This is a genomic window from Pseudoalteromonas sp. J2K-J979, assembly GCF_058169715.2.
Genome location: NZ_CM200281.1, coordinates 3,218,774 through 3,245,022 on the forward strand (window position 1 = coordinate 3,218,774; position 26,249 = coordinate 3,245,022).

Below are 26,249 nucleotides of genomic sequence, written 5' to 3' on the forward strand. Positions count from 1 at the left end.
TGTAGTTATACCACGAGATTTAATTAGTTTCACGCCAATAAATCACTCGGTCATTCCCTCGGTATCGTCCAAACTGAATTTGGCTTCGTGGATTTAGCTGAGAGTTATCACCTAACCAGTCATACTGCAGCCATACAGGCGGGCTGGCATACTCTAAAATAAACACACCTCCTTGGTCTTGCGAAAGCGGGGTCACAAAGATGCCTTGACCGGCCTTATATTTCCCCGAAACAAGCTCATAAGGACTTACTCCTTGAAGGGAAAAAGAAAGCGTGGGGCTTACTGGTGATATTTGGCTTATATTTTGTTGGTATACGCTACAGTTATCATCTAGATTAAGTCGCCATTGTGTTGTATCCCAATATTCTGCTTTAAGAGGAATTTGTGTTGGATTGAATGCTGACCCATACGTATCTTCTAATACCAAACGGCCATATTTAAACTCAAGCGGATCTTCATTCAACTTAACGCTGTTGCAAGTACTGGGCACATTTAAATGACATGGTTGTCCGAAGTCATTTGTTTCATAATCTTCATCCAGCCCCTTCAACTCTGTGAATGAAGAGGTTTCATTGTCTTGAACCGTGATAACAAACTGCACAGCTGTAAATGGCCCATCGACGACTGAGTCTCGCTTAAGTACAAAGTCACTTTGATCCAGTAGATACTCACCTGAAATCCAACTACCTTGATCTGCTTTATCCACTAAGCGACTTACATTACTGCTATCCTCGAAATCACTGTGAGATTTATACTGAGGAGTAAGCTCATTATTTTCTAGTTTCATTGTCACATCAGCTTTAGCAAGTGTACTCGTATAATTTTTGGTCACCAATATATTATTTGCAGCATCACTAAGTGCTTTAACTTTAAACGCCGCTCTAAAAGGCTGCTCTAAATAAGTAAACTTCGAGCTGCACATAGCTATTAGCTCGACAGAGCTACTTTCAAGGTAAAATGCAGCTGGAACAAAACGCCCGACATGATCAACGCCACCACTTATCACATCTGCATGTCCTAAATATCCTGCACTAGCAACAGCTGCATCTAAGCCAATGATCCCAACCTCACTCCAAGTTGCATTAAACGCAGCTTCGCCATTATTAAACACAACACCGGTTGCGTCAGGACTAAAGCTGCCAAGCTCTCCAGCATTTGGAAACTCCAAATTATGATTCAGACTAAGCAAACCTGGAGTAATATCGGATGAATGAAAGTTTTGTGTCGTCACACCATTTTTATTAACCGCAGCAATCGTCACAGGAAACGCTTGATTGGTTTTTTTAAAAACAGAACTACTTGCATCGACTGCATATGAATTATCAGAGGGAGTGTGCCCATCTTCTAGGCTAAATTCAAAACGATCAGGTCGCACTACAAATTCGTTTGACGTGCCTTGCAGCACAGCGCCATTAGCAACCGCTTTTTGCACATCAAGACTAATTTCACCAGCATCAGGATAAACATTGCTAAGCATCGCCAAATTGTTATTTGAGGGATCAAAATTAACTGACACTGTCACAAACGTTGAGTCATTTAAACTGACCCCATTACTCTGGAAATTCATCGCACTATCACTACTACATGCGCTGGGCGTCGTACAATTTACTTTCAACTGCACTTGTTCAGGCCCACTCAATGCCGACTGGCAAACGCCAGTCGTGGTATTTTTTTCAACAACTTTTAAATAACTGGTAAAATCATATCCAGCAATTTGGTTCGGTAATAAGCTATTATCATTACCGTTCACAAACTTAAATCCAGAGTCCTTAAACTCAGTCGCACACTGCGATGTTTCACTCCCAGCTATAAAACAACGTACATCTGATGTCGGCTGCAAGTTCGTCAAGGTGTAAACCACACTCTGTGGTTGCAGGTAATTAATCGCTAAATTAGTCTGATCGGAAAATGAAAAAGCATCAGATGGCGTCCAAGTAGCGTGGGTATTTGGGGTTGCTACGATTTGACCGGTAACATTATTTGCATATGGCGTTGTACATGTTGCATCTGCGCATGCTTTGAGTACAACATTCGTCGCTTCACAGGTTAACCCTGCCGCGCTGGCCAACTCAATCCGATAATGATCTATAGACGGATTAAGGCTGCATGCATGAACTTTTCGCATATCTTCTTGTACTTTTACTTGCGTTAATGCACTTGCATATATTTTTACTTCGTCGATTTTCCCTCTAAAACGGCGGTTATTCAGTACGCCGCCACATGAGTTACTACCTGCTGTTGCTGTATCAATTCCTATATAAAAGTCACACGGTGTTTCAAATAAGCCATCGGACCAACTACTTGATGCGACTAAATTCCCATTGATATACATACGCTGCGCGCCTGCTTGGTATGTGACCGCCACGTGAGACCAAGCATTTAAACTTAAAGGGACATTACTCGTCAGTGTATGGGATTGCCGATTATCATTAGTCCACCACCAAAATAGTCGCTCTTGGTTGTTCATATGAAACTCAAAGTGTTCATCTTTTGAAACCAAAGTTTGCAACTCATTTTGCTCTCTAGTTGGGTAAACCCAGGCACTGACGGTTAGTTTTTCTTGGTTATAGTCATTGCTATCGTTGACTCGAGCATAACTACTACCATCTAATTCTAGGTACTTACAGGTGCTGTCAGGTGCTTCTGTATAAGCAGGATCAGGATTGGTCTGACTATATGTTAACGTGCCAACCCCCGTTAAATTATTGATTAACTCTTGAGATGAATCATTTAAGTTATCTTCGAACTGATACCAACCAATCAAACATTCTGGCGCTTGATGTGCTGTAGTACCATCATAGCTATTTCCTACACTTTGATTATCAAAAACAAATGCCGCCTCAGCTAGAGAAAGTGAATCATCAAAAAAGACCACTTCATCGATAAAGCCGATATAGTTTTGCCCACCGATCACCCCACTGGATGAAATCGTTTGACCTAATGTCATTTGGTTGATTGAAAGTGGGCCTGCAGTTAAGTCGGTGCATTCCGATATTGCGCCGTTGATATAAATACACACATTTTGCTGTTCGACTGACACAGCTAAATGCTGCCATCCATTTGTACTTATTGGATTGAAGTACCAGTATGATTGACCATTCAAAGTTATTTGCGGATAAAAAGAATTTTGCCATTGTCTTAATTCAATTTTAAATTCCGAACCATTGGCAGGGTTCGTTGCGGCAAGCACCGTCTGCAATGCTTGTGTATCAGAAAAATCTAACCACATAGAGACCGCAAAACTACTTCTTCCTTGCAACATGTCTACATCTTGAAAAGCAAGATAATCACTACTGGTATCAGCACTCATATCAGCACTGTAATGGATCACACCATTACTATTTTCTCCAACATTAGATAATTGTCCCAGGTAACCATTAATCAAATCTGTCACCGTTGAGCTGCCCACATCAAAGCACAAATCAAGTGGATAATGCGCATTGGCAACACCACCTCCATGAACAACCGCAGGCACATCATCACAATGAGGAGAAACAGCCCAACTTGACCCAGGATTTAAATAAGTAATCGTGGCGTCTTGCGCTATATTAATCCCGCCACCAGCAACAACACTGCCAGTGATTTGAACATTTTCACCTAAACTTACTGCGCCTGTTGCATAAATAAAAACATTAGGCTCAATCACCACATCACTGTTAATTGAAAGTGAACCATTAACATAAATAAATAAATCAAAGGCTCCATTTTGATTATTAATACTATTGTTAATAATAAATGACCCGAATGAATAAATTCTCGAGTCCTCTCTAATTCTGAAGGTTTGATTTGGGTTAGCAGATAACCCTCCACCACCATTATAGAAATACTCCCCTTCTATGCGTCGATTATTACCGACCACTCTCGCCGGGGGATAGCTAAAAGGCTCAATTAATTCAGAATTAGTACCGGTAGCTGTACATGTCGCATTATCACAGCGAGCACTCGAATGGGCGCTGATATTGACTGTTGTTAAGGGGTTTGAATTTACAACAGTCACATCGCTGCTTAAGGTAATTGTCTGATTATTAAAAGTGGCTAAACCTGAAGGAAATAATGCATCACATTGTGGCAATGCAAAAAGGAGCCCACTAGCTAAACTCGAAAAAATGAGCAATGAAAGATTAATTAATCGTTTTAGCTTCAACACTTAACGCCCTCTGAGTTTGCCAAAAGTCTTTCCGACAAGCTTGTCCTATTGCACAATCATTCACTTTACACGTCGCTGTACTTGTAAGCCGGTAAACAGTCACTTGAGAAAGCGAAAGATTAAAATCGTCCACTGGGCCCACTTGCTCGCACGCTAATACGACATGACAGTTTGCTAAGGCCGGTGAAGTCAAATCAAAATTTGTTGTCATTGGGCAGCTCCCTGATCCAGAAGGCCCTCCTAAGGGAAACATCTCATTCAAACCTCGTTCCAACCCACTTTGCGCCGCTAAAAAAGCTCGAGCACCATAATATTCAACTGCATTATTATTCGCAGAGTTAGACATGATTTTCACAATTGCCAACCCAAGACCCAGCATTAATATAGCGATAAACATTGCTGTCAGTAACATACTTCCACGATGCTTAGAGAGCAATTTTGAATAATGCATAGTCTGATTATGGCACATTAGGCAAATGGATCTCATGGTTAAATGATACTGGCTCTGAATTTGAAAACCCCATTTCAACCTGAATATTAACGATCGAATTACGGGTTAAGCTCGCCGTTTCATATTTGAATACAGGGTTCAACGATACCGTATTTCGAATATATTGAGCTAAAAAGTTCCCTTGGACTCCATTTAATGTATGAGTGACGATATTTGGAACAGGTTGAGTATTACTAAAACCATACCCTTGATAACGATATATTTTTTTATCTTCTAAACAAAACGACACAGGCCCACTACTTGGTAAAACATACACACGTTTAGCTGGTGAGCTAGCACTAAATCCAAAGTCAACTTGCCACTTATCTGGTTTTGTCGAGACTGTTTCTTCCGTTACTTGGATAATTCTCCGACGCTTTCCCTGCGAGAGGTCAAACACATCATCCGCTGTTAACGCATATATACTGGCCCAATCATTAACGCTTGGACTTTGCGCTGCATCAACGACCGTCATCTCACCACTTTGAGACGTATCCATCGGTAAGTTATTGGTGTAAATAGTACTACTTGAAAACGGAACAAACTCTAAGCATTGTGTGCTAATACAAAGATCTCCCGGTTGGTTCGTACAACTTAACCTCACCGAACCAGGTGCAGCATGGCGTAACTCTTTGCTCAAACGCGTCATTAAAAAACGAGCCTGAGACACGACTTCGTCACGTTCAGTGCTATCTGCATAAATTTGCGCCCCAAAGCTCAAATACTGCACAGTCCCAACAGAGATAATGCCCAATATCACAATTACTAAAATAAGCTCAACTAATGTAAACCCTTTGGTCATCAGTAATTCCCCCTATACGCAGAAAACTGATACAACTGGTTATTACTGGCTAGTATCTCAATAGTGATTAACTTCGCTATTTTACTACTACTGCTCCCTGTATTGTTATAATTATCATCATAAGCAACTGATACAGATAAACTGAACCCTCTGTAATAATCATCAGGAAGACTAAAGAAAGCGGCAAACTCAGCATCAGAGCCTAAAGATAAATTGTGATAGTCATCAACATCATTAAATGTCGTACGATCCTCTATGCTGGTACCAGAACAAGCAGGCGCTGCTTGTGTGGCATCGACACAATCAGGACCAAAGCTAACAGATTCAGTACACATAATTGCTTGCTCACCACATCGAAACCAAGGTGAATTGCGCTGCGAGCGTTGATCAAACGACTTAGCTAATATTTCATTCATCAGCGCTTGGCCTAATGCAGTCGCCCTGATTTGTACGACGGGATCTGCGCTCTGCCTAGCTTGAGGGGCAAGCAAACCTGTAATAATTGTCAAAGATGTAGTCAGTACCACGATACCGATAATCAGCTCAACCAAGGTAAATCCGGTATTTTGATGCTTATTCACAGCCATAGATCGCACCTTCACTATTGATACAGATGTCAGCTTCACCCATATCGATACGGCATCCATTGTCACAACTTGGGCTTGCGTTTGTTCGCCCTAAACTATCAAACTCTATCACAGTAAATGAGTTGCTATTGGTATCGGTTGTTACAAATCGGACATCCGTTCGTGCAACATCAAGTTCAACAACTAAGTAATCGGTATTGTTTTTATCTGCTGTATTTGTACATGTATCAACAGGTGGGGGAGCCATTAAAGTTGGCGTAATAATAATTTTATGGCAAGTGGCACCAGTATTTTGCATGGCACGGAGTTGCATAGTGCGCAATACCGAAAGGCCTTGATCGCGAGTAGTATAAGAATCAAAGATACTTGGACCAAAAAATTTGGGCAGCACCGTCACCGACAGTGTGCCCAAAATAACTAACGTAATGATCAGCTCAACTAACGAAAAGCCGCGAGCTTTCATTGGTACTCTAACAACCTGTATATGTACCAGTCACAGTCGCTTTAGTTGTTGCGTTTAAAGCTGCTGTATAGGTGATATAACAAGTGCCTGCTGGCGTGTCATCAGATGCAGTTAAACCGTTTGGAAAAATTTCAATTTTCGCCGCTGCACCACCAGCTGCCGCTGTCGCTTTAAAATCAAAGTCCCCATTTATTCCATCAGCGTTCAAGTTTATTTCCATCGCAGCTTCTAACGCTGCTTCTGTAGCTTGAGGGTAACCAAAGTCTGTCGTAATCCCTTCTACTGTTTGCGCCGCTAACTTATGTTTGCCTGCTATAACGGCTTTACCATAAACGATATTGATTGAACCATCTAACGCGCCTTTAACACCTTGAAGAGCTGACTCTTGGGCATCGCCCTGAATGTCTAAAAACTTAGGAGATGCTGTGACAGCTAAAATACCTAAAATAACAATCACAATGATCAATTCGATCAGAGTAAAACCTTGTTGCTTCTTATTCATAACGACCTCTAATTAAAATTTAACTGTTACTAATTATTGATTAAAAACGGTGACTTGTCCTGTTGAAGGCAAATATGTAAAGCCTCTAAAATTTCCTGCTGCAGGTAAGGGTCCATTCGGTGGAATTGTGGTATCAATTGAACTGCTTAAGTAGTAGATACATGTATCTGTTGCACCATCTGCGCGGACAAAATAGCGATTTGCTTGAATGTCAGTCAAAACAGCGCTAGTCGTATTAGGTGGTGTACTTTGTAAAATAGTATCAAATACTTGCTTACACTTTGTAGCATTCATTTGATTAGCTCGAGTATCTGTCTGTGTGCTGTCTGTAGTCGGGTAACCTATGGAATTATCAATACCAATTGTTACTGTGTCATAAGTTATAAATGCTGCGTTCCCTGTACCCTGCGGACGTCCATCTAACTCCCATTGAGAGCGCACAAGCCCTACCGCCGCAGCAAAACCACCTGCCATCCCTTCAACAGAAGCATCCTCTGCTTGCTCTGTTACATCCAAAAAGCGCGGTAATGCGGTTGCAGCTAATAACCCAAGAATAATGACGACTATGACTAACTCAATAAGGGTAAAGCCTGATTGTTTATTCGTTGTTTTCATAACATTCCTATTAATAGAATACAGTGTCTTATATTAAATCTAACTTAAAGACTGTGTTTAGTTCAATTACTTATTATAAGTTATTAGTTTAAATTACTTTTATTTCTACTTTCTTTAGAAGATTCTAACTTACTTTCACGGTATTGGTAATAAAAATACATTTCCAGCAACACTGTCATAGACTAGAAAGTGGTGCTCAGTCACTTTGTATCGACAACCAACGGCTTCTCCTTTAATTTGCATGACATTCGCTAACAAAGATACACTCCATGGCTGCGATTGCACACTCACCCATAACTGTTGGCAGTTAAAGTTCTCTCCTTCGAGTAAACCAATCACATAACCGCGCTCATTGACCCGAAAACTTATGGAGCCCTTTTTATCTAATTGACTCCCTTCAACAATATCTAATGTGACGCTCGCGCGTTTAGCTTGCAACCATTTACTTCGAATCGCACTCACTGTCTGTTGAAACTCAGCTACAGACCTATCACGATTAACGACATCGATTGATTCCATCAATGACGTCACTTTATCTGCGAAAGCACCAAAAAAAATCGCAAATATAATCAATAAAATAACCACATAATACAGCTTAGCATTTGACGTTTGCTTTTCGTCATTATCACTTCGCTTCATATTAACGCCCTTTGATTGCAGACATCATATCCCACATTGGCGTAAAAATACCCAAAGCTAAAACCAACACCATCACAGCCACGGCAGAAATAAGAATGGGCTCTATTTTGGCCGTCAGGCTTTTTAAATCAAAATCCACTTCTCGCTCATAAAACTCAGCTGACTCTTGGAGTAATTCGTCCACTTGACCCGTTTCTTCACCTACGGAGACCATTTGTAAAACTAGCTGTGTAAACAAGCCACTATTGCGCGAGACCCGTAACAAGCTTTCGCCTTTTTCAATCCCACGGCGCATGTCGATCACTTTAGACTCCATGTAGCTATTATCAACCGCCTCAGACACTAAAGTTAGCCCGGTCGTCATAGGTACCCCTGCTTTTAAAATCATGGCAAAGCTGCGGCTGTAGCGAGCTAAAAGTGAACGCTCTATAATTGACCCTACTAAAGGTAGTTTTAGTTTTATTCGATCCCATTTCAAACGCCCCGCTGATGTCCGAATATAATTTCGGATACCTAAAGCGCTCGCTAACATCGCGATAATCAATAAAAGCCAATAATTTACAAAGAAATCAGATGTATTTATCAATATGCGGGTCATTAAAGGCAACTCAGCATGGAATTTACTAAACATGTCGGCAAAAGTCGGAATTACAAAAATATTTAAAATAAACATCGCCGCAACCAATGCGAGTATCACAAAGGTGGGATAACGCATCGCCGATTTAATTCGTTTACGGGTTTCTTGCTCTCGTTCAAAATATGTTGCCAGCTGTAAAAATGCATCTTCAAGCTTACCGGTACTTTCTCCCACCACGACCAACGATATCATTAAGCGACTAAATATTTTCTTGTGGCTAGCCATTGCACTGGATAAATTACGGCCTTGTTCTAATTGTTTAGCCAAATCATTGAGTGCTTCAGAGAAGCGTTTATGGGTGGTGGTATCGGCCAAGCCAACTATTGCACGAATAATCGGAATGCCAGCCTTAAGCAGTGAGTACATTTGCCGGCAAAAAATAATCTGTTCATCAAGCCCCACTTTTGGCTCAAAGTACTGCATGAAATCAAACGCATCACCATCGCCTTTAGTTTCAACAATACTCATAGGAATAAAGTCTCGCTTGAGGATCGAATCCGCTGCAGCTGTTTGATTGCTAGCCTCAACCACCCCTTGATGTAACTTTCCTTGGCGATCTTTAGCTTGATATTTGAACATTGGCATCGACGATTAATTACCTATTATTTCAGGTAGACCTTCTGAAACCCTAAAGACCTCATCCAGTGTCGTGATCCCTTGTGCTGCATAATCAAGTGTCATCAATGCCAGCGGTTCAAAATCAGGGTTATCTTTAGCAGCTTGTGCAAAAGCTTGTGTATCAGCAGCTCTAAGGGCATCCATCATGGGCTCATTCATTTCTAACAACTCAAAAACACCAATTCGCCCTTTATAACCGGTGTAATTACAGGTTGAGCAACCTTTACCAACACTAAAAGTTAAGGGTTCTGCCGTGCCTCGTTTTAAATACTTCACCCAGGCGAGTTCTTGCGTATCTGGTGTGTATTCTGTGCGACAATTTTCACATATCCGTCGCACTAATCGCTGGGCAATGATAGAACGTAATGAGCTCGCAACTAAATATGAAGGAGCCCCCATATCGATTAAACGCATCGCACTGGTAATTGCATCATTAGTATGCAGCGTAGAAAGCACTAAATGGCCGGTTAATGCGCCCCTTAAGCCAATCTCGACCGTTTCCTGATCGCGCATTTCCCCAACCATAATCACATCAGGATCTTGTCGAAGCGTGGTACGCAATACGTTTGCAAAGTGCAAACCTATTTTAGGGTTAACTTGCACTTGATTAATCCGCTTTAAACGATACTCGACGGGATCTTCAACAGTAATAATTTTTGTACTCGGCTGATTGAGTTCGCTTAATGCACCATATAGCGTCGTTGTTTTACCTGAACCTGTCGGGCCGGTAACCAAAATCATGCCATGCGGGCGCTTTAGGGTTTCACGCATTCTGCGCAACATTTTTGCTGGCATGCCTGTTTGATCTAAAGTCAGTAATCCAGCAGATTGATCCAACAATCGCATTACTACAGACTCGCCATTTTGAACTGGCATCGTCGACACACGAACATCGATACTGTGATTTTTAACCTTAATATTAAAGCGCCCATCTTGCGGCATTCGTTTTTCAGAAATATCTAGCCCTGACATAAGCTTAAGTCTTAAAACTAACGCAGCTGCAATCGCAACTTGGTCAAGGGTATTTTCATGCAAAATGCCATCGATCCGCTGACGAATACGCAGTAACCCTTCATCAGGCTCAATATGGATATCGGAGGCGCGCATTTGCACAGCATCTTCAAAAATTGATTGCAGTAATTTAACAACGGTGACATCGGATGCATCATCATCTAGGGCATTAAGATCAAAGTCTTCACCTTCTTGATATTCCTCTTCAAGCTGTGAAGCGAAGTTTTCAATGTCTTGAGTACGACGATATAAACTATCAAATGCTTCCATCATTTGACTTTCTTGAACCACTGCCAATTCGATTTGCTTAGGCGCAATAATTGGCGCGATCTGATCCAGGCCGCTTAAGTCAGCGGGATCACTCATCCCTAGTAAGATCGATTCGCCACGATCTTCAATCACAAGAGCACGGTAACGGCGGGCATACACTTCGGGTAATATTTTGGCAACCTCAGGGGCTATACGCTGCTGAGAGATATCCAAAAATGGGACATTTAATTGCTGAGCCAAAAAGCGCAAAAGTTGTGGCTCGCTCAGCATTTTCAGTTCAATTAATGTCGATCCTAGCTTACGACCTGAGGACTTTTGCGCCTGCAAAGCAGCTAACAACTGATGCTCTTCAATAATGCCTTCATGGACAAGCAAATCACCCAATCGCATTTTCAACCTTGGTCGAATCATAATCGTCCTCCTAAATACTCAAGACGTTTTTCAGCGTGACTGCGTGAGTTTGGAGATAACCCCCCTAACTCTAAAGCCGTCATATAAAAACGTCGTGCATTACTTTGCTCTCCAGCCGCATCAGAAGAACTGGCTAATGCAAGCCACCATTTTGCCTGATCGGGTTGAAGCTGAGTTAACTTGCGAAAACTAGACAATGCAATCGCGTTTTCATTCAATTGCTGTGCAGCTGTACCTTTTAGAATCCAATAATCTATATTCGCATGAGCGTCATAAGAAGAACTTAAAATAGACATTACTGACTCATAACTTTGCCGTTCGACTAGAATTTTTGCTAATAAAATACGCCAGCGCATCACATCAGGATTCAGTGATAATCCATGCCTTAAAATAGCATCGGCTTGGGCTAATTGTCCCCGACCATAATAAGCTGCTGCCAATAAACTTCGGGCATCGATATGCATGGGCATCAGTGTTAACGATTTATCTAAATCTCGGATCGCATCATCGACTAAACCAAATTTGAAAGACTCTTTTCCTTGAGTAAACCACTCTTCAGCCCGTTCTCTTGTAGTTAGGCGAGTAACTTGAATGCGAGCTTCGGGTTGCGGCGTAAGTTGTTGAATGTGCGCTGCAATGGCCGCGGTCTGTTTTTCTTTGCTAGGCACAGTTGGTACATTTTTCGTTTTAACAATCTGTTCTGCTGAGCTCAAGTTGGTTTGCACATCTGAAGTTTCGAGCACTACAGTATGGTTAGGCTCTTTCTCTACCTTGCTGGATGACAATATTAATGTAGCCGGTTCTGATTGTTCCGCTTCTAAGGCTGGTTTCGCTAAAGTCTTGGGTGCTACTTGCTGCACAGCTTGAGATAAGCCAATTACTTTAGATGATTCTGAAAGCTTACTTGGAATAAATAAATAGGCCAAAATTAAACAAGCAAATAAAAACGTCCCGAGAAGACCCACTTTTATCCAGAGTTGTGTATCGACAATATTCGCCACCTCAACTGTCGGCCCAATTGGCAATTGAGTCGTGTCTTCGCGTTTCTCAATATCTTTGAGCATTTTATTAATCACACTCATAGCATTTGCCTCCAAAACCAAAGACCTGCTATCGCAACTACAACACAACCGCTTGCCATTAGCCCCCACTTAAAATGTGATGATGTTTGCGTACAATCTTCTGTATCAGCAATCGCATGGTTAACATGCTTTATCGTCAATTGTTCTTCACCTTGACCAAAAGCCTGTAACAGCACCTTATGGCATAACAAGTTAACCAATCTCGGAATCCCTCGGCTTGCTTTTGCAATCTCTAGTGCACAGCGTTGATTAAAAAGTGAGGCTTTAGTCGCTCCCGCCACTTTCAAGCGGTGCTCTATGTAGTACACCACTTCAGCTTTGGTCATTGGCCGTAATTGATATGAAAAACTAATACGCTGACGAAGCTGGCGTACACGTTCATGAGACAAGCGTTGATCAAGTTCGGGTTGTCCAAATAAAACCACTTGTAAGAGCTTCTTTTTTTCTGTTTCTAAATTAGTAAACAAGCGCAACGCTTCTAAGGCATCCCAACTTAAGCTCTGCGCTTCATCGATGATCAAAATAACGCTTTTCCCTGCCCCTTGTAGCTGAAGCAATTTATGCTCTATTTTTTGGGTCAGTGCTTGCTGATCTAGATTTGAATCGTTGGTTAGCCCAAGCTCTGTTGCAAATGCCCAACGCAACTCATCAGGATTTAAATAAGGATTAGGTAAATAAGCAACAACAGCGTCGCTTGGTAAACTATTAAGTAACTTGCGGCATAATAAGGTTTTACCTGTGCCGACCTCCCCGGTTACTTTGATAAACCCTTCTCCCATTTTCAATGCTGTAAGTAACACTTGCATGGCTTCATTATGAGGTTTTAAAGCACAAAAAAACTGCGTATTCGGCGTCAGCGAAAATGGCATTTCATGTAAAGAAAAAAACGTTAAATACATTTAATTTGAATACCAACTTTTAAGCAGCTTCATTGAGCGCTGCTGTTGCTGTTGCCAGGTGTCAGCCATCACAACGGTGGGCTTAATTAAAATAACTAACTCTTTTTTATTTTGACGTTTGCGAACACTTTTAAATAAGTTGCCTAACATCGGAATATCTCCGAGCAACGGTGTTTTTGATTCTTCATCACTGGTCACGGTTTGCATTAACCCTCCGATGACGACTATTTCACCACTACCCGCTCGTATAACTGTATCTGATTCTCGGATATTGCTTTGTGCAAGCGGTAAAACAAACTCTTCATTGTTAAGTGTAATTACTTTGCGCTGCTCTTCCGTTTCAGTGACCGATGGGTGGACATGTAAAATAACCGAACCAAACTTATCGATTTGTGGAGTAACATCCAAGGCAATCCCCGAGAAAAATGGCGTCAGAGAAATTTCGGGTGTCGTGGTTGTCGCATTGCCCGTTACCGTTGTACTAGAGACTTCGGTCACAAAATATTCATCTTGCCCAACTTTTATGACCGCTTTTTGATTGTTTGTTGCTGTCACGCGCGGGTTTGACAACATTTGCACATCGCCTTGTGTTGAAAGTAAATTTACAACACCTGAAAAATCTGCATTTTTAAAAACAACATTAGTAATACCACCCAAACCCGCAGAAATCGTGTTACCGATTTGACCTGCAGCCGAGGTACTAAAATTAAAGTCTGTACTGCCTATATGACCTAGCACTTCACTCCAATTAACACCTTGTTGATAGTCGTCTTTTAAAGTTACTTCAATAATTTTAGCTTCAAGAATCACTTGTCTTTGCAGGCTTTCTTCACTTTGGCGTAAAAACTCTTTCATCGCCGCTATTTCGCTTGGTAAAGCGTGTACAGTCACTAAACTAGCCTGCGGGCTGACGATAATATATCGCCCTTTGTCTTTACCAACGAGCGATTCGAGTGCTTTTTTCAAATCGGTCCAAAAGTCAGACTCTGAAGAAGTTTGAATACTGGCACCATTGATCTGCATATTATTGCCGCCACCAATGCTGTTACCATTACTACCATTATTGTTATTACTATTATTTTGGTTAAACCCTTGTGAACCAGAGTTTGAAGAACCACCATTACCGCCTTGATCAAATTGGCTTACGCCACCAGCAACCACACTGACAGTCGAAATACCCGTTCGCTTCATCATCAAATAATTGACTGGTATCGACTCTGTTCGCATTCGAGCAGGCAACACCTGAATAATTTTTCCTTCTCGGAAGACATCAAGTGGATACATCCGAGTAATAATTTTAATCACTTCGTCGATTGTGACATCTTTCAGGTTCAAACTGATATTGCCTTCGACTTCAGGGTGCAGTGCCACACTGTAAGGAGTACCATCTACAAGACTGGTAAAGAAATTGCGCACGTCAATTTCATTCGATGCTATTTCAAACCGCTTTAGCTGTAATTCATTTGGCGCAAATAAATCTGAATTCACCGACGAGAGCAATTCAGCCGTTAGCCCGTCAGGCATCGCATTAGAACGTGTTTCAATGGGAGGTTGCTGTGGATCAGCTGTGAGTTCTTCGCTGATATGAGGGCGAATATCTTGCTCTTTCTCTGTCAATTCACATGCCGAGAGAAATGACAAAAGTAAAGTGGCACTCGCAAGCTTAAATGATTGATTAACGTTTAATTTCATGAGGATATAATTCTAATTTTAGTTGTTCGTTACCACGAGTTAAATAAACAGCACGCTGAGTGATTTTAGCGACCACATAGTCACCTAGCTGTTCCCCTTGCTGATAAATTGTCCCTGACACAATCGCTTTATAATGGCCGTTATGATGTATCAAAGACTCAAGCCGCCATGTCGTTTTGCCTTTATTGACTAGCTGCTTGCCCACTCCTTGAGATAAAAAGCGCGGTTGCGTAGGATCAGCTAAGTTCTGTGCGCTTAATGGAGCTGACATCAACAACATGACTGATACACTAAATAGAAATAAATTTTTCATCAGCACTGACCGTTGCAATAATTAATGTAAGTTGCGCATCTGGATGCTCTAGCACCTTGTACTCAAAATCTTTGATAAATAACTTTTCTTCCACATTTTGAACCTGTTCAACATATTTCAAAAGAGAGAAAAAGTCGCCCTGTAAACTAAGTACCATAGAGTGCTCATAAAACACGTTAACGGACTGTTCGCCTTCACCCACCGTAATACTCTTTACGGGTTCCAACTTAAATGACACTAGCGATACTTTGCTGTTGTTTACTAATATTTTTTTCAGCACCTTTGCCATTTTATAAGGAGGAATAAACCCTTGGCTAAAAACCTGTAGTTGCTGGTCAACTTTACTTAATTGCTGCTTAGCTTCTTCAATTTTAGTCCGTATTTGTCTGGTATAATCCTGTAGTAAAGCATTTTCAAACATTTCTATTTGTTGACGATTATTTTCAATAGCCTGCTTAGTAACCACCAAGCTTTTTGATGTTTGAACATATTCTTGATACATCGGATTGATCAGAAAAAAGCCGAACAGATAACAAATCAAAAACAACCCAACACCTAAAAATAGATACTTCTCTCTTAACTGTAACTGCGAAAACTTATCAGACCATGCTATCCATTGCTCTTTCATGGCTCAGCCTCATGCTCATTACCGGCAACTGTAAACGATGCAGCGCCATTTTGTTGCTCAAACTCCATCACTGAAAATGATTGACCAGAAAAAAAGTCTGATTGTTTTAAGTTATCCAACCAATGTGGCAGCGCGCTTGCGTTTTTCGCAACCCCTGCCAACTTAACATTGCCATGACTAATCTTAAATTCAGTTAACCAGATACGATTATCATGAAAACGAGCTAAATCAGTCATCACATTCGCAAAATAAACGGCATCAGCCTCACTACGCTGCGAAATAAAATCAAACATTAGTTTTTTCTGTTCGATTTCATTTTCAATAATATTGAGCTCCTGAGCTAATTTACTTTTATTTTGCTTTTCATCTAATTGAGCTTGAAGCTGGCTTAATGATGTTTGTTGCTGATCAGCGATCACTTGCTCAGCCTTGTGTACTTTTTTTATCTTTAAAACCTGAGTTGTTAATATTGAACTCATCACAGACATAATGACCAATACAACAGCGCAAATAATCAATAACTTTAAAAGAGAAAGCGGATCTTTTTGAGGTCTTAGCTCAGGCAAATATAGATTAATGCGACTCTTCATTACCACCCTCGATTAATTCCGCCGCTGCGGCAATTGCAAAATGATACAAGTCTTCATGCCCTTGGCATATTGGTAACTCAGATTTAAAAACATGCACTTTGACTGGGAAATATTGACCTAATTGCGCCACAATGTCAGCTAAGCAGGCACTGGGTAAACGAATTAAAATCGACTTCAACGGTGGTTGTTTTAATTGACTCTCAAAAAAATCAATTGAACGCTGCACCTCTAAACTGAGCGAGTCTAACATCCCATGAGCTAAGTCTTCTAAGTTCATGTCACTTAAACGGCTAAATCCACGTAAGCGACGAGAAAACAAAACACTTCCATCTCGAATAATTAATAAACTAGGTTCTTGACCACTCTCTTGGCAAATAATCAAATTCGCAGCACTTTGCCTCCCCACTAAGGCTGCTATAATCATTTCTTCACAAGTCAATAAAGCTAATGGCACATCAGATTGGTTCACCACATCAATTAGTGGCGAAATTAAACTGCGGTTACTCACAAAAACGCTTATTTTTTCTAAAGCGCCTTGTTTAATGGGGTTATCAATATAGTCAGCAACAATATCTGCAGGGCTAATAGTGACTAAATCTTTCACCATCCACTGTAATGATTGTTGAATTTCACTTTCTGTCAGCTGAGGTTTATCTATCTGCACTAATTGATACATATGGCTAGGCAATACCACTGCCGATTGCCCCTGATATTTATTGAGTTGCTGCAAACAGTCAGACATGGCTGTGAGTAAATCAGCCTCACTTTGAAAAGTTTCAGTAACTTTTTGTTCAACCACCCATTGTTCTTGTGTTTGTACTAAACACACAGCACTGATTTGTAGATGTTGAACAACCAAGCCAACCATCGCTTCAGGATGTTTATTGATCTTCAAAAATGGTAAGCGGTTTAGCAGAGTTTTTATCATATAATTATTATAAAATATGCTGATATCTTAAATTATCAGTTATTTAGCACACTTAGCAAGTTTATTACCGTGTTAAGTGCATTAAGCCATCCAGAGTCAGTGCAATTAATGAATATTAGTCTTCCAGAGTCCCCATTACAAACACTTAAACATCCTCTCTTAACACACCATAACGTAACACTCAGCGTGAAAAGAGATGATCTGCTCCATCCCATCATTAGCGGCAACAAATGGCGAAAACTTAAATATAATTTAATCTCAGCACAAAATGAGGGCGATAAACATCTACTCAGCTTCGGTGGCCCTTTTTCTAATCATTTACATGCATTAGCCGCAGCAGGACGAATATTTGGCTTTAAAACTACAGCGATAATCAGAGGCCCAGAACTCGATCATCACAACCCGACAATCCGATTTTTACGCGCATGCGGTATGCAATGCTACGCCATTGACCGACAGACCTACAGATTACGCAATACACCAGAATATCTATCGCAACTAAAAGAGCAATTTGGACCTGTCTTTATTATTCCTGAAGGTGGCAGTAACCACTTTGCGATACAAGGGGTCAAGGAACTGGCAGCTGCACTCCCACAATTTGATCACCTTCTTACACCAGTTGGCAGTGCGGGCACTCTTGCAGGGTTAATCGAAGGCGCACATCATGAGCAGTACGTTTTAGGTTTAGCTGTTTTAAAACAAGCTGATTATTTAATTGAGACAATCAAGACGCTAAGCCCTAAGGCACACGCACAGTCAAACTGGCGCTTAATCACTGATTATCACGGAGGTGGGTACGGACGATTCACTCCTGAACTATGGCAGTTTTGCCAACAAATGCGGAGCGACTATTGTTTGCCACTGGAGCCCATCTATAGTGGCAAACTGTTTTATGGTCTATTTCAATTGATTGCACAAGGCTATTTCAAATCTGGCAGTCAATTATGCGCAATACACACTGGTGGATTACAAGGCTTAGCAGGACTGAGATATTGCCAACGGATCTAAACCTGACTGAATAACGCTAATTGTTGCAAAGGCTCTGAAAAATAATGCCCTTGTGCGCCCGTTACTCCTAGCTTAGTTAAAATATCTAATTCAGCTTTAGACTCAACGCCAGTGGCATACACTGGTATATTCTGCTGAAGTGCCACTGCAATAATTTTTTTCACACTATGTTGTTTTAATACATGGTGTTCAATTTGGTGTATCAAGCTCAAATCCAGTTTTAACCCTATCACATTTAACTGGGTCAATTGGGTCTTATATTTAAACTCACACTCAATATTATCCAGCACAATCGCTACTTTAGCTTGCGCTAATAGCTGAATTGCTTTTAACAATTCGATGGATTGCCCTGATAAATCCTGTAAACTTATTTCAAATGCCACACGGTGTTCAACACGCTCAGTAGCGAGCATGTTTAGCAACTGACTTAAATGAGACACATCAAGCAAACTCGCATGATTAATATTAATACTCACTCGATTGTATCCAGGTTCATTTTCTATAATTTTTATTGCATTGCTCAGTACCTTTAAATCTAACGCCCGTTGATCAGTTAAAGATACGACACTCGCCAAAAACTGCTTGGCACACAGCAAACCTAATTCTTTATGCCTTAACCGCAACAACGCTTCATGTTGTAAAATTTCACCATCCGCAATAGAAAAAACGGGCTGAAACAAAAATAAATACTGCTTTTTATCAATGATTTCCATCACTTGTTTAGCACAAAGCGTTAACAAGTGATTATGGGTATGGTTATAGGTCAAGCGATAATAATGTTGCCACGAATTAGTACGGCTAACCGCTAGTGCAGCTTCAGCCAACTGATAAACCAATGCTTGATCAATCGTTTCATGGGCTTCAGTTCGGTAGTTGCACAAGCCCAGTTTCACATCTGCGCCTAACAACTCTTTGTTATACCCTCCCGCTATATGCGAAATTAAACCATGCAATTTCTTTTCAATATTATTCAGTAACACTAAGCTAATTTTCGCTAATGTAAGAGTTATACGGCCAGAGGGTAGACACTTCATTGACACTAAACTCATACCATCAAACTGTGTTTTTATTGCTTGCTTTATTTGCAAACACATCGCCTTTGTTTGCGATGCGGTCAATGTTTTGGCCTGGCGATATTCAATAATTAAAAACGCTTTATAATTAACTTCACCTAAACCTAATAACGTTGTATTTAATAAAGGCTCAAATGCAGGTTTTGGAAACTCGTCAACCTGATAAGGGGGGAGTAAGCGTTCAAATTTCACCGGTTTTGCCGATTCTTTAATAAGCTGCACTGATTTTTTAAATTTTTTCTGTTGTGCTTTGATGTACACCACCAACATAAAAAAGAGCCCAATGCTCACAGTATTCAACAAAATAAAGTAATAGCTTTTGCTCAGCCAAACCGGAGGGACTAAAAAACCAAGTCCATTACTATAATGAATATTTCCGATTTGAGCCGATTCTAAACCTGCGTTAGCGCTTAATAATACAAAGTCATAAGAAAGGATCTCTTTTTCGAGTTCAGTAACTGTTAACGAGGCGCCTTGTTCAAGCAATACAGAAATGGCTAATTGGTCTTGACCCTGAAAATGACTATAAAGAAGGTAATTACTTATGAAAGTGAAAAAGCATATTCCTGCAACTAACGCATAACTAAAAATGGATTGATAACGACGAGAAATGAATTTCATTAACAACCTTACGCAGAATAAGCCAGTATCTGCATTAAGTGTTGTTCAAATCGCAAGGAATACAAGCTATGCAGTAAAGAAACTGCATAGCTCAAAGTGCTTATTTTGACTGTCTCTGCTCTAAGTGCAGACTCAACTGAGCAATTTGCTTTTGCAGTTCATCAAGTTGAGAGCGAGTCGCCGGTTTATCTCCATCTGGAGTCTGCTCAGAAACAAATGCTTGATGCTCATTATTCATCACCTCTAATATAACTCCAACCATCATATTCAAGAAAATAAAAGCAGTTAAGAAAATAAAGGTTAAGTAATATAGCCAACTTAAAGGGTGCACAGCCATCGTTTCATACATTACATCCGTCCAATCTTCGAAAGTCGCAATGCGGAACAGTGTTAACATCGCAATCGACACATCGCGCCATAATTCTTCATTGATGTGGCTGAACATCATACTGCCTACTGCGGCATAAATATAAAAAATTACAAACATGAGTAATGCAATATGGCCCATACGAGGGATTGCCTTAAGGAGTGCATTAACCAACATTCGCAGTTCCGGCACCATTGAAACCAAACGCAACACCCTGAAAATACGTAATAAACGAGCAATAAAGACTGAAGAACCAGCGAGTGGTACTAAACTGCCCACCACAATGACCACATCAAAAATATTCCACCCCTTAGAGAAAAACGCTTTAAACCCTTTAGAAGCCATATAGCGAATGATAATTTCAATTAAAAAGAAGAGCGTAATAGCACGATCTAGCACCAACAATAAATTTTCTAACCAAACAGGGAGTGCATAAGTATGTGCACCCACACTTATGGCCGAGACAACAATAACGAAAATCACAAAAGACTGAAATAATTTACTATTATCAATACGTTGAAATAGCAACTGCAATGATTCAAACATCAATTTAAAACCTCAAAATATCAAAAAGCCCCAATAAAATGGGGCTTTAAATTCAATTATCAATACCGGCATAGGCCACGTGACTCACCGTATTAATATTTTGTCTTGAATTAGAATGGAATGTCATCATCGAAATCGATGGGAGGTTCCATTGGATTTGAAGCACCACCTTGAGGGGCATTTTGTGGTTTAGGTGCAAAGCCACCTTGTTGGCCTTGTTGTGGATTAAATCCACCTTGCTGAGGTGCTTGCTGTTGTGGTGTAAAGCCGCCTTGCTGTTGCGGTGCAAAGCCACCTTGTTGTGGAGCAGCTTGTTGCGCATATCCACCGCTTTGTTGCGGAGCTTGTTGTTGCGGCGCAAATCCACCTTGCTGCGGAGCTTGCTGTTGAGGTGCAAAACCGCCTTGCTGTGGTTTTTGCTGGTAACCACCTGATTGTGCTCCATCATTGCGACCACCAAGCATTTGCATCTGACCAGTAAAACCATCAACAACGATTTCCGTGGTGTATTTTTCTTGCCCGTCTTTATCAGTCCATTTACGTGTTTGCAATTTACCTTCTACGTAAATTTGTGACCCTTTACGAACATACTCACCCACAATTTCTGCTAACTTGCCAAAAAAGACCACACGATGCCATTCAGTTTTATCTACCATTTGGCCGGTATTTTTGTCTTTATAACTCTCTGCTGTTGCTAAACTCACATTAGCAACCGCATTACCATTTGGCATATATCTTACTTCTGGATCTTGGCCTAAATTACCTACCAAGATAACTTTATTTACACCGCGTGCCATGGCACCTCTCCTTTAAACTTAATTCAGACCAGCAACCTGACGAGCTTGTTCCAGGTTAAACGTTTTATCATTTACTTTTAAATAGGTGCGACTTTCTTCCCACACCACCGTTGCCTCAATGACGCCTTCAAGGTCAACGAGTCGAGCTGCAAGCGCTTCAGCTTGCTGCTCAGTATCAATGTCAGTAAGTAAACTAATTAATTTACTTCGTGACGGGATCTGCATGCCCCAAGCGATAGCTAACCATATTACCCCAATCAATGCAGCTGCGGCAAACACTGCTTGCCCTGATTCGACCGAGGCAATAAAACCGCCCAATATCCCACCTAAAAACGCACCAAAAAACTGTCCTGATGAGAACACCCCCATGGCTGAACCTTTTTGATTGGCTGGTGCCATTCTTGAAACCATAGCGGGCATCGTGGCTTCTAAAAAATTAAAAGCGATAAAATAACCAAGCATCGAAATACCAATGCCCCACACTGAATTTGCCGCCAAAGTCAACGTCATTAGGCTCGCAACCAACAATGCAATCGAAGCTATAAATGCTTGTTTTTCTTTTTCTTTTTTAATAGAAATTATCATAATTGGCACCATTAAAATAAATGCCAGTACCAAAACCGGAATATACAGCTGCCAATGTTGCTCAGCGGCAAAGCCATCTGATATCAGCTTACTAGGCAATACCACAAATACCGCGGTTAGAGTTAAATGCAACAACATCACTCCGATATCTAAACGTGCCAGCTGTGGATTTTTAATCAGCTTTTTAATATCACTGAACACAGCTAACGTCTCACCTTTCGGAGCACGGTTAACCGCTGTTGGGACAATTGTCAGTACAATCACAATTCCACACAACGCTAAAGCGGTTGTTAACCAAAAAATACCACTAATGCCAAAGCTAGCTGCAATCATCGGCCCCAATAGCATCGCAAAAGCAAAACTTAGGCCGATACACATTCCTATTACAGCCATGACTTTAGGGCGTTGCTCATCACGACTTAAATCAGCAGCTAAAGCCAATACAGCACTGGCTATCGCCCCCATGCCTTGTAAAGCGCGCCCCAGTGTCATCATATAAATAGAGTCTGCCATAGCAGCAATTAATGAACCCAAAGCAAACATTAATAAACCAGCAACAATGACTCGTTTACGCCCAAATTTATCAGATAACCACCCCATAGGGATTTGCAACAATGCTTGTGTCAGGCCATAAGCACCGATCGCTAGCCCGACCCATAGCGGAGAAAAGCCTTCTAACTCTTGGCCATAAATTGCCAAAACAGGCATGAGCATAAACAAACCCAGCATCCGAAATGCAAAAACACTGGCCAAAGAAACCGCTGTACGTTTTTCTAAATGATTGAGTGATGATGAAGACATAGCACCTAGTCGCGTGTTCAATTTGTGCAAAAATTAGGGCGGCTATATTAACACAGATAATTCGATCCCGTCTAAAACGGATTAACGGTTTGAGGCTAAAAATGATCCCCTTATTTCCTTATTTTATACACGCTGTGCATCTATCTAAGTAAAACTATTCCATTTCGTTAACACAACACCAAACCACAAACAGTGCTCAACTTTTTTTCAAAGTATGCGATACTGGCAGCTAAACCTGATCGAACGTAAATCAGCCACCGTACAATCAAGATTTAGAGAACTCATGGATAATATCGAAGTAAGAGGGGCTCGTACCCACAACCTTAAAGACATCAACCTCACCATTCCTAGAGATAAACTCATTGTTATTACAGGGTTATCTGGCTCAGGAAAGTCCTCTTTAGCCTTTGATACTTTATATGCTGAAGGACAGCGACGTTACGTCGAATCCTTATCATCCTATGCACGTCAGTTTCTATCGCTAATGGAAAAACCTGATGTCGATCATATTGAAGGATTGTCACCCGCTATTTCGATAGAGCAAAAATCAACGTCGCATAACCCGCGCTCAACTGTCGGCACAATCACTGAAATTTACGACTATTTGCGTTTATTATTTGCCCGCGTTGGCGAACCGCGTTGCCCTCACCATGATCTACCGCTTGCAGCGCAAACGATCAGTCAAATGGTTGACCAAGTGCTGGCACTTGAAGCCGATACCAAAGTGATGCTTCTTGCTCCTGTGGTCAAAGAACGTAAAGGGGAGCACGTTAAAACCCTTGAGTCCCTTGCTGCACAGGGTTACATCCGCGCCCGTATTGATGGTCAAGTGTGTGATTTATCTGATCCACCAGAACTCGAACTTCATAAAAAACACACCATTGAAGTGGTAGTCGATCGCGTCAAAGTCAAAGATGGCTTACAACAGCGATTGGCTGAATCGTTTGAAGCCGCATTAGGGCTCTCTAATGGCGTAGCGCAAATTGCCTTTATGGACGAACCTGAACGCGAAGAAATCATTTTTTCTGCCAATTTTGCTTGCCCGACCTGTGGTTATGCCATGGTCGACTTAGAGCCGCGACTTTTCTCATTTAATAATCCTGCGGGAGCCTGTCAGAGCTGTGATGGATTAGGTGTTCGTCAATATTTTGATCCAAGCCGCGTAGTCCAAAATACCGAATTGAGCCTTGCTGGCGGCGCAATCAAGGGGTGGGATAAACGCAGTTTGTATTATTTCCAAATGCTGCAAGCTGTGGCAACCCATTATAAATTTGATATCGAAACCCCGTTTAATCAATTGCCCGCAGATGCGCAGCGCGTGGTACTTGAAGGCTCAGGAACAACAGCGATTGAATTTCAATACCGCAATGATCGTGGCGATGTAGTGGTGCGAAATCACACCTTTGAAGGTGTGCTCAATAATATGAACCGCCGCTATAAAGAGACTGAATCTAGCTCTGTGCGCGAGGATTTGGCCAAATACCAAACCAGTCAAGATTGCCCGAGCTGCCATGGTTCGCGTTTACGAGAAGAAGCGCGCCATGTTTTTATTGGTCAAACAAACCTGCCCAATGTCACGCGAATGAGCATAGGCGAAGCCACTGAGTTTTTTGCAAACTTGTTACTGACAGGTCAAAAAGGCCAAATAGCCGAAAAAATATTAAAAGAAATTCGTGAGCGTTTATCTTTCTTAGTCAACGTGGGTTTAAATTATTTATCACTTGAACGCAGTGCTGATACGCTTTCTGGCGGTGAAGCCCAGCGCATTCGTCTCGCCAGCCAAATTGGTGCAGGCTTAGTCGGTGTAATGTACGTGCTTGATGAACCATCAATTGGTTTACACCAACGCGATAACGATCGCCTACTTGGTACCCTTACTCATTTGCGCGATTTGGGGAACACTGTAATTGTTGTTGAGCACGATGAAGATGCGATTCGTGCAGCCGATCACATCATCGATATTGGCCCTGGCGCAGGTGTGCATGGTGGCTATGTCATAGCCGAAGGCACTCGGGATGACATTATGACTAATGAAAAATCCGTCACCGGTCAATATTTAAGTGGTGCCCGAAAAATTTCCGTACCCGAAGTGCGCAATCCAACCAACGACAAATGGCTCGAAGTTTTCGGCGCTACGGGTAACAACCTAAAAAATGTCGACTTACACATTCCATTTGGCTTAATGACCTGTATTACCGGCGTATCCGGCTCAGGTAAATCGACCTTAATCAACGATACCTTATTTAAAGTCGCCCATACGGCCCTCAACGGCGCAACCACCGCCGAGGCTGCACCTCATAAAGAAGTAAAAGGACTCGAGCATTTCGATAAAGTAATCGACATCGATCAAAGCCCGATAGGCCGCACACCACGTTCAAATCCTGCAACTTATACCGGTATTTTTACAGCCATCCGTGAATTGTTTGCAGGTACGCAAGAAGCTCGTTCTCGTGGCTACAAAGTGGGTCGTTTTAGTTTCAACGTTAAAGGCGGCCGCTGTGAAGCGTGTCAAGGCGATGGCTTAATCAAAGTCGAAATGCACTTTTTGCCTGACGTCTATGTACCGTGTGATGTGTGCAAAAGTAAACGCTATAACCGAGAAACACTCGAAGTCACTTATAAAGGTAAAAATATCCACCAAGTGCTCGAAATGACTGTTGAAGATGCCCACGCTTTCTTTGATAAAATTCCTGCCATTGCCCGTAAACTACAAACCTTAATGGACGTGGGTTTATCATATATTCGCCTCGGACAAGCAGCGACCACACTATCGGGTGGTGAAGCGCAGCGAGTCAAATTAGCCCGAGAGCTTTCGAAACGAGATACTGGCAAAACTCTTTACATTCTTGACGAACCAACCACGGGTTTGCATTTCCATGATATTCAACAATTGCTATTGGTACTGCAGCGCTTACGCGATCACGGCAATACCATCGTCATTATTGAACACAATCTAGACGTGATTAAAACCGCTGATTGGATTGTCGATCTCGGCCCTGAAGGCGGTGCCGGTGGTGGTGAAATTCTCATTGCGGGCACCCCCGAAGATGTTGCACAATGCGAGACATCACACACAGGCCGATACCTTAAACCTCTGCTTTAGCAGAGGTTTTGTTTTGGAGTATTC

At 41.5% G+C, this 26,249-nt stretch carries 23 protein-coding genes; 2 read left to right on the forward strand and 21 right to left on the reverse strand.

Annotated elements, in window-relative coordinates:
* Positions 1-19: 19 nt before the first annotated feature.
* The 17 genes from AC3KVK_RS14700 to AC3KVK_RS14780 all read right to left on the reverse strand — a co-directional run bounded on the left by AC3KVK_RS14700 (position 20) and on the right by AC3KVK_RS14780 (position 17,324).
* On the reverse strand, positions 20-4,147 hold the full coding sequence (locus AC3KVK_RS14700) for a LamG-like jellyroll fold domain-containing protein (protein WP_490311720.1): 4,128 nt from the start codon (positions 4,145-4,147) through the stop codon (positions 20-22).
* The gene (locus AC3KVK_RS14705) at positions 4,122-4,598 is read right to left on the reverse strand and encodes an agglutinin biogenesis protein MshP (RefSeq protein ID WP_518526917.1); all 477 of its coding nucleotides are present in this window, start codon (positions 4,596-4,598) and stop codon (positions 4,122-4,124) included. The genes AC3KVK_RS14700 and AC3KVK_RS14705 overlap by 26 nt, the downstream gene beginning before the upstream one ends.
* Positions 4,599-4,605: 7 nt before the next feature.
* Complete coding sequence (locus tag AC3KVK_RS14710) at positions 4,606-5,439, reverse strand: prepilin-type N-terminal cleavage/methylation domain-containing protein (protein WP_490311718.1); 834 nt, start codon at positions 5,437-5,439, stop codon at positions 4,606-4,608.
* Positions 5,439-6,026, reverse strand: coding sequence for a type IV pilus modification PilV family protein (locus AC3KVK_RS14715; protein WP_490311717.1), 588 nt, complete (start codon positions 6,024-6,026; stop codon positions 5,439-5,441). The genes AC3KVK_RS14710 and AC3KVK_RS14715 overlap by 1 nt, the downstream gene beginning before the upstream one ends.
* Positions 6,013-6,489, reverse strand: a complete 477-nt coding sequence (locus AC3KVK_RS14720) for a type II secretion system protein (RefSeq protein ID WP_490311716.1) — start codon at positions 6,487-6,489, stop codon at positions 6,013-6,015. Before AC3KVK_RS14720 ends, AC3KVK_RS14715 begins: the two co-directional genes overlap by 14 nt.
* A gap of 7 nt (positions 6,490-6,496) precedes the next feature.
* Positions 6,497-6,991 (reverse strand): prepilin-type N-terminal cleavage/methylation domain-containing protein, encoded by a 495-nt coding sequence (locus tag AC3KVK_RS14725; RefSeq protein WP_490311715.1) that lies wholly within the window; start codon positions 6,989-6,991, stop codon positions 6,497-6,499.
* Between the two features lie 33 nt (positions 6,992-7,024).
* The gene (locus AC3KVK_RS14730; RefSeq protein ID WP_490311714.1) at positions 7,025-7,606 is read right to left on the reverse strand and encodes a type II secretion system protein; all 582 of its coding nucleotides are present in this window, start codon (positions 7,604-7,606) and stop codon (positions 7,025-7,027) included.
* A gap of 135 nt (positions 7,607-7,741) precedes the next feature.
* Entirely contained in the window at positions 7,742-8,245 is a 504-nt protein-coding gene (locus AC3KVK_RS14735) for a hypothetical protein (RefSeq protein ID WP_490311713.1), read from the reverse strand.
* Between the two features lies 1 nt (position 8,246).
* Positions 8,247-9,467 (reverse strand): type II secretion system F family protein, encoded by a 1,221-nt coding sequence (locus AC3KVK_RS14740; protein ID WP_490311712.1) that lies wholly within the window; start codon positions 9,465-9,467, stop codon positions 8,247-8,249.
* Positions 9,468-9,473: 6 nt separating this feature from the next.
* Entirely contained in the window at positions 9,474-11,192 is a 1,719-nt protein-coding gene (locus tag AC3KVK_RS14745) for a GspE/PulE family protein (protein ID WP_490311711.1), read from the reverse strand.
* Complete coding sequence (locus tag AC3KVK_RS14750) at positions 11,189-12,274, reverse strand: tetratricopeptide repeat protein (RefSeq protein ID WP_490311710.1); 1,086 nt, start codon at positions 12,272-12,274, stop codon at positions 11,189-11,191. The genes AC3KVK_RS14745 and AC3KVK_RS14750 overlap by 4 nt, the downstream gene beginning before the upstream one ends.
* Positions 12,271-13,173: an ExeA family protein gene (locus AC3KVK_RS14755; RefSeq protein ID WP_490311709.1), complete on the reverse strand. Its 903-nt coding sequence runs from the start codon at positions 13,171-13,173 to the stop codon at positions 12,271-12,273. The genes AC3KVK_RS14750 and AC3KVK_RS14755 overlap by 4 nt, the downstream gene beginning before the upstream one ends.
* Positions 13,174-14,865: a pilus (MSHA type) biogenesis protein MshL gene (gene mshL, locus AC3KVK_RS14760; protein WP_490311708.1), complete on the reverse strand. Its 1,692-nt coding sequence runs from the start codon at positions 14,863-14,865 to the stop codon at positions 13,174-13,176.
* Positions 14,849-15,178: a hypothetical protein gene (locus AC3KVK_RS14765; RefSeq protein WP_490311707.1), complete on the reverse strand. Its 330-nt coding sequence runs from the start codon at positions 15,176-15,178 to the stop codon at positions 14,849-14,851. The genes mshL and AC3KVK_RS14765 overlap by 17 nt, the downstream gene beginning before the upstream one ends.
* Positions 15,156-15,806: an agglutinin biogenesis protein MshJ gene (locus AC3KVK_RS14770; protein WP_490311706.1), complete on the reverse strand. Its 651-nt coding sequence runs from the start codon at positions 15,804-15,806 to the stop codon at positions 15,156-15,158. Before AC3KVK_RS14770 ends, AC3KVK_RS14765 begins: the two co-directional genes overlap by 23 nt.
* Positions 15,803-16,396, reverse strand: a complete 594-nt coding sequence (locus tag AC3KVK_RS14775) for a PilN domain-containing protein (RefSeq protein ID WP_490311705.1) — start codon at positions 16,394-16,396, stop codon at positions 15,803-15,805. Before AC3KVK_RS14775 ends, AC3KVK_RS14770 begins: the two co-directional genes overlap by 4 nt.
* Complete coding sequence (locus AC3KVK_RS14780) at positions 16,380-17,324, reverse strand: hypothetical protein (RefSeq protein ID WP_490311704.1); 945 nt, start codon at positions 17,322-17,324, stop codon at positions 16,380-16,382. Before AC3KVK_RS14780 ends, AC3KVK_RS14775 begins: the two co-directional genes overlap by 17 nt.
* Positions 17,325-17,432: 108 nt before the next feature.
* On the opposite strand from AC3KVK_RS14780, the gene AC3KVK_RS14785 reads away from it, so the two are divergent.
* A complete protein-coding gene (locus AC3KVK_RS14785) occupies positions 17,433-18,332 on the forward strand; it encodes a 1-aminocyclopropane-1-carboxylate deaminase/D-cysteine desulfhydrase (RefSeq protein WP_490311703.1) in 900 nt (299 codons plus the stop codon).
* Here AC3KVK_RS14785 and AC3KVK_RS14790 read toward each other — a convergent pair.
* The 4 genes from AC3KVK_RS14790 to AC3KVK_RS14805 all read right to left on the reverse strand — a co-directional run bounded on the left by AC3KVK_RS14790 (position 18,329) and on the right by AC3KVK_RS14805 (position 23,122).
* Positions 18,329-20,026 (reverse strand): EAL domain-containing protein, encoded by a 1,698-nt coding sequence (locus AC3KVK_RS14790; RefSeq protein ID WP_490311702.1) that lies wholly within the window; start codon positions 20,024-20,026, stop codon positions 18,329-18,331. The genes AC3KVK_RS14785 and AC3KVK_RS14790 overlap by 4 nt on opposite strands.
* Before the next feature lie 100 nt (positions 20,027-20,126).
* The gene (locus tag AC3KVK_RS14795; RefSeq protein WP_490311701.1) at positions 20,127-20,939 is read right to left on the reverse strand and encodes an ion transporter; all 813 of its coding nucleotides are present in this window, start codon (positions 20,937-20,939) and stop codon (positions 20,127-20,129) included.
* 110 nt (positions 20,940-21,049) lie between these two features.
* The gene (ssb, locus tag AC3KVK_RS14800) at positions 21,050-21,736 is read right to left on the reverse strand and encodes a single-stranded DNA-binding protein (protein ID WP_490311700.1); all 687 of its coding nucleotides are present in this window, start codon (positions 21,734-21,736) and stop codon (positions 21,050-21,052) included.
* Between the two features lie 18 nt (positions 21,737-21,754).
* Positions 21,755-23,122 carry an MFS transporter gene (locus tag AC3KVK_RS14805; protein WP_490311699.1) on the reverse strand — a complete coding sequence of 456 codons (1,368 nt, stop codon included), beginning with the start codon at positions 23,120-23,122 and terminating at the stop codon, positions 21,755-21,757.
* Positions 23,123-23,405: 283 nt separating this feature from the next.
* Between AC3KVK_RS14805 and uvrA the strand changes: the two genes are divergently transcribed.
* Positions 23,406-26,225 (forward strand): excinuclease ABC subunit UvrA, encoded by a 2,820-nt coding sequence (gene uvrA, locus AC3KVK_RS14810; RefSeq protein ID WP_490311698.1) that lies wholly within the window; start codon positions 23,406-23,408, stop codon positions 26,223-26,225.
* Positions 26,226-26,249: the final 24 nt, after the last annotated feature.

Excerpts from the sequence above, each read along its gene's own strand:
- ssb (WP_490311700.1), bottom strand. The coding sequence starts at position 21,736 with ATGGCACGCGGTGTAAATAAAGTTATCTTGGTAGGTAATTTAGGCCAA.
- AC3KVK_RS14735 (WP_490311713.1), bottom strand. The coding sequence starts at position 8,245 with ATGAAGCGAAGTGATAATGACGAAAAGCAAACGTCAAATGCTAAGCTG.
- AC3KVK_RS14780 (WP_490311704.1), bottom strand. The coding sequence starts at position 17,324 with ATGATAAAAACTCTGCTAAACCGCTTACCATTTTTGAAGATCAATAAA.
- AC3KVK_RS14775 (WP_490311705.1), bottom strand. The coding sequence starts at position 16,396 with ATGAAGAGTCGCATTAATCTATATTTGCCTGAGCTAAGACCTCAAAAA.
- AC3KVK_RS14795 (WP_490311701.1), bottom strand. The coding sequence starts at position 20,939 with ATGTTTGAATCATTGCAGTTGCTATTTCAACGTATTGATAATAGTAAA.
- AC3KVK_RS14750 (WP_490311710.1), bottom strand. The coding sequence starts at position 12,274 with ATGAGTGTGATTAATAAAATGCTCAAAGATATTGAGAAACGCGAAGAC.
- AC3KVK_RS14740 (WP_490311712.1), bottom strand. The coding sequence starts at position 9,467 with ATGCCAATGTTCAAATATCAAGCTAAAGATCGCCAAGGAAAGTTACAT.
- AC3KVK_RS14710 (WP_490311718.1), bottom strand. The coding sequence starts at position 5,439 with ATGACCAAAGGGTTTACATTAGTTGAGCTTATTTTAGTAATTGTGATA.
- uvrA (WP_490311698.1), top strand. The coding sequence starts at position 23,406 with ATGGATAATATCGAAGTAAGAGGGGCTCGTACCCACAACCTTAAAGAC.
- AC3KVK_RS14770 (WP_490311706.1), bottom strand. The coding sequence starts at position 15,806 with ATGAAAGAGCAATGGATAGCATGGTCTGATAAGTTTTCGCAGTTACAG.
- AC3KVK_RS14790 (WP_490311702.1), bottom strand. The coding sequence starts at position 20,026 with ATGAAATTCATTTCTCGTCGTTATCAATCCATTTTTAGTTATGCGTTA.
- AC3KVK_RS14745 (WP_490311711.1), bottom strand. The coding sequence starts at position 11,192 with ATGATTCGACCAAGGTTGAAAATGCGATTGGGTGATTTGCTTGTCCAT.
- mshL (WP_490311708.1), bottom strand. The coding sequence starts at position 14,865 with ATGAAATTAAACGTTAATCAATCATTTAAGCTTGCGAGTGCCACTTTA.
- AC3KVK_RS14720 (WP_490311716.1), bottom strand. The coding sequence starts at position 6,489 with ATGAAAGCTCGCGGCTTTTCGTTAGTTGAGCTGATCATTACGTTAGTT.
- AC3KVK_RS14725 (WP_490311715.1), bottom strand. The coding sequence starts at position 6,991 with ATGAATAAGAAGCAACAAGGTTTTACTCTGATCGAATTGATCATTGTG.
- AC3KVK_RS14730 (WP_490311714.1), bottom strand. The coding sequence starts at position 7,606 with ATGAAAACAACGAATAAACAATCAGGCTTTACCCTTATTGAGTTAGTC.
- AC3KVK_RS14755 (WP_490311709.1), bottom strand. The coding sequence starts at position 13,173 with ATGTATTTAACGTTTTTTTCTTTACATGAAATGCCATTTTCGCTGACG.
- AC3KVK_RS14705 (WP_518526917.1), bottom strand. The coding sequence starts at position 4,598 with ATGCATTATTCAAAATTGCTCTCTAAGCATCGTGGAAGTATGTTACTG.
- AC3KVK_RS14765 (WP_490311707.1), bottom strand. The coding sequence starts at position 15,178 with ATGAAAAATTTATTTCTATTTAGTGTATCAGTCATGTTGTTGATGTCA.
- AC3KVK_RS14785 (WP_490311703.1), top strand. The coding sequence starts at position 17,433 with ATGAATATTAGTCTTCCAGAGTCCCCATTACAAACACTTAAACATCCT.
- AC3KVK_RS14805 (WP_490311699.1), bottom strand. The coding sequence starts at position 23,122 with ATGTCTTCATCATCACTCAATCATTTAGAAAAACGTACAGCGGTTTCT.
- AC3KVK_RS14715 (WP_490311717.1), bottom strand. The coding sequence starts at position 6,026 with ATGGCTGTGAATAAGCATCAAAATACCGGATTTACCTTGGTTGAGCTG.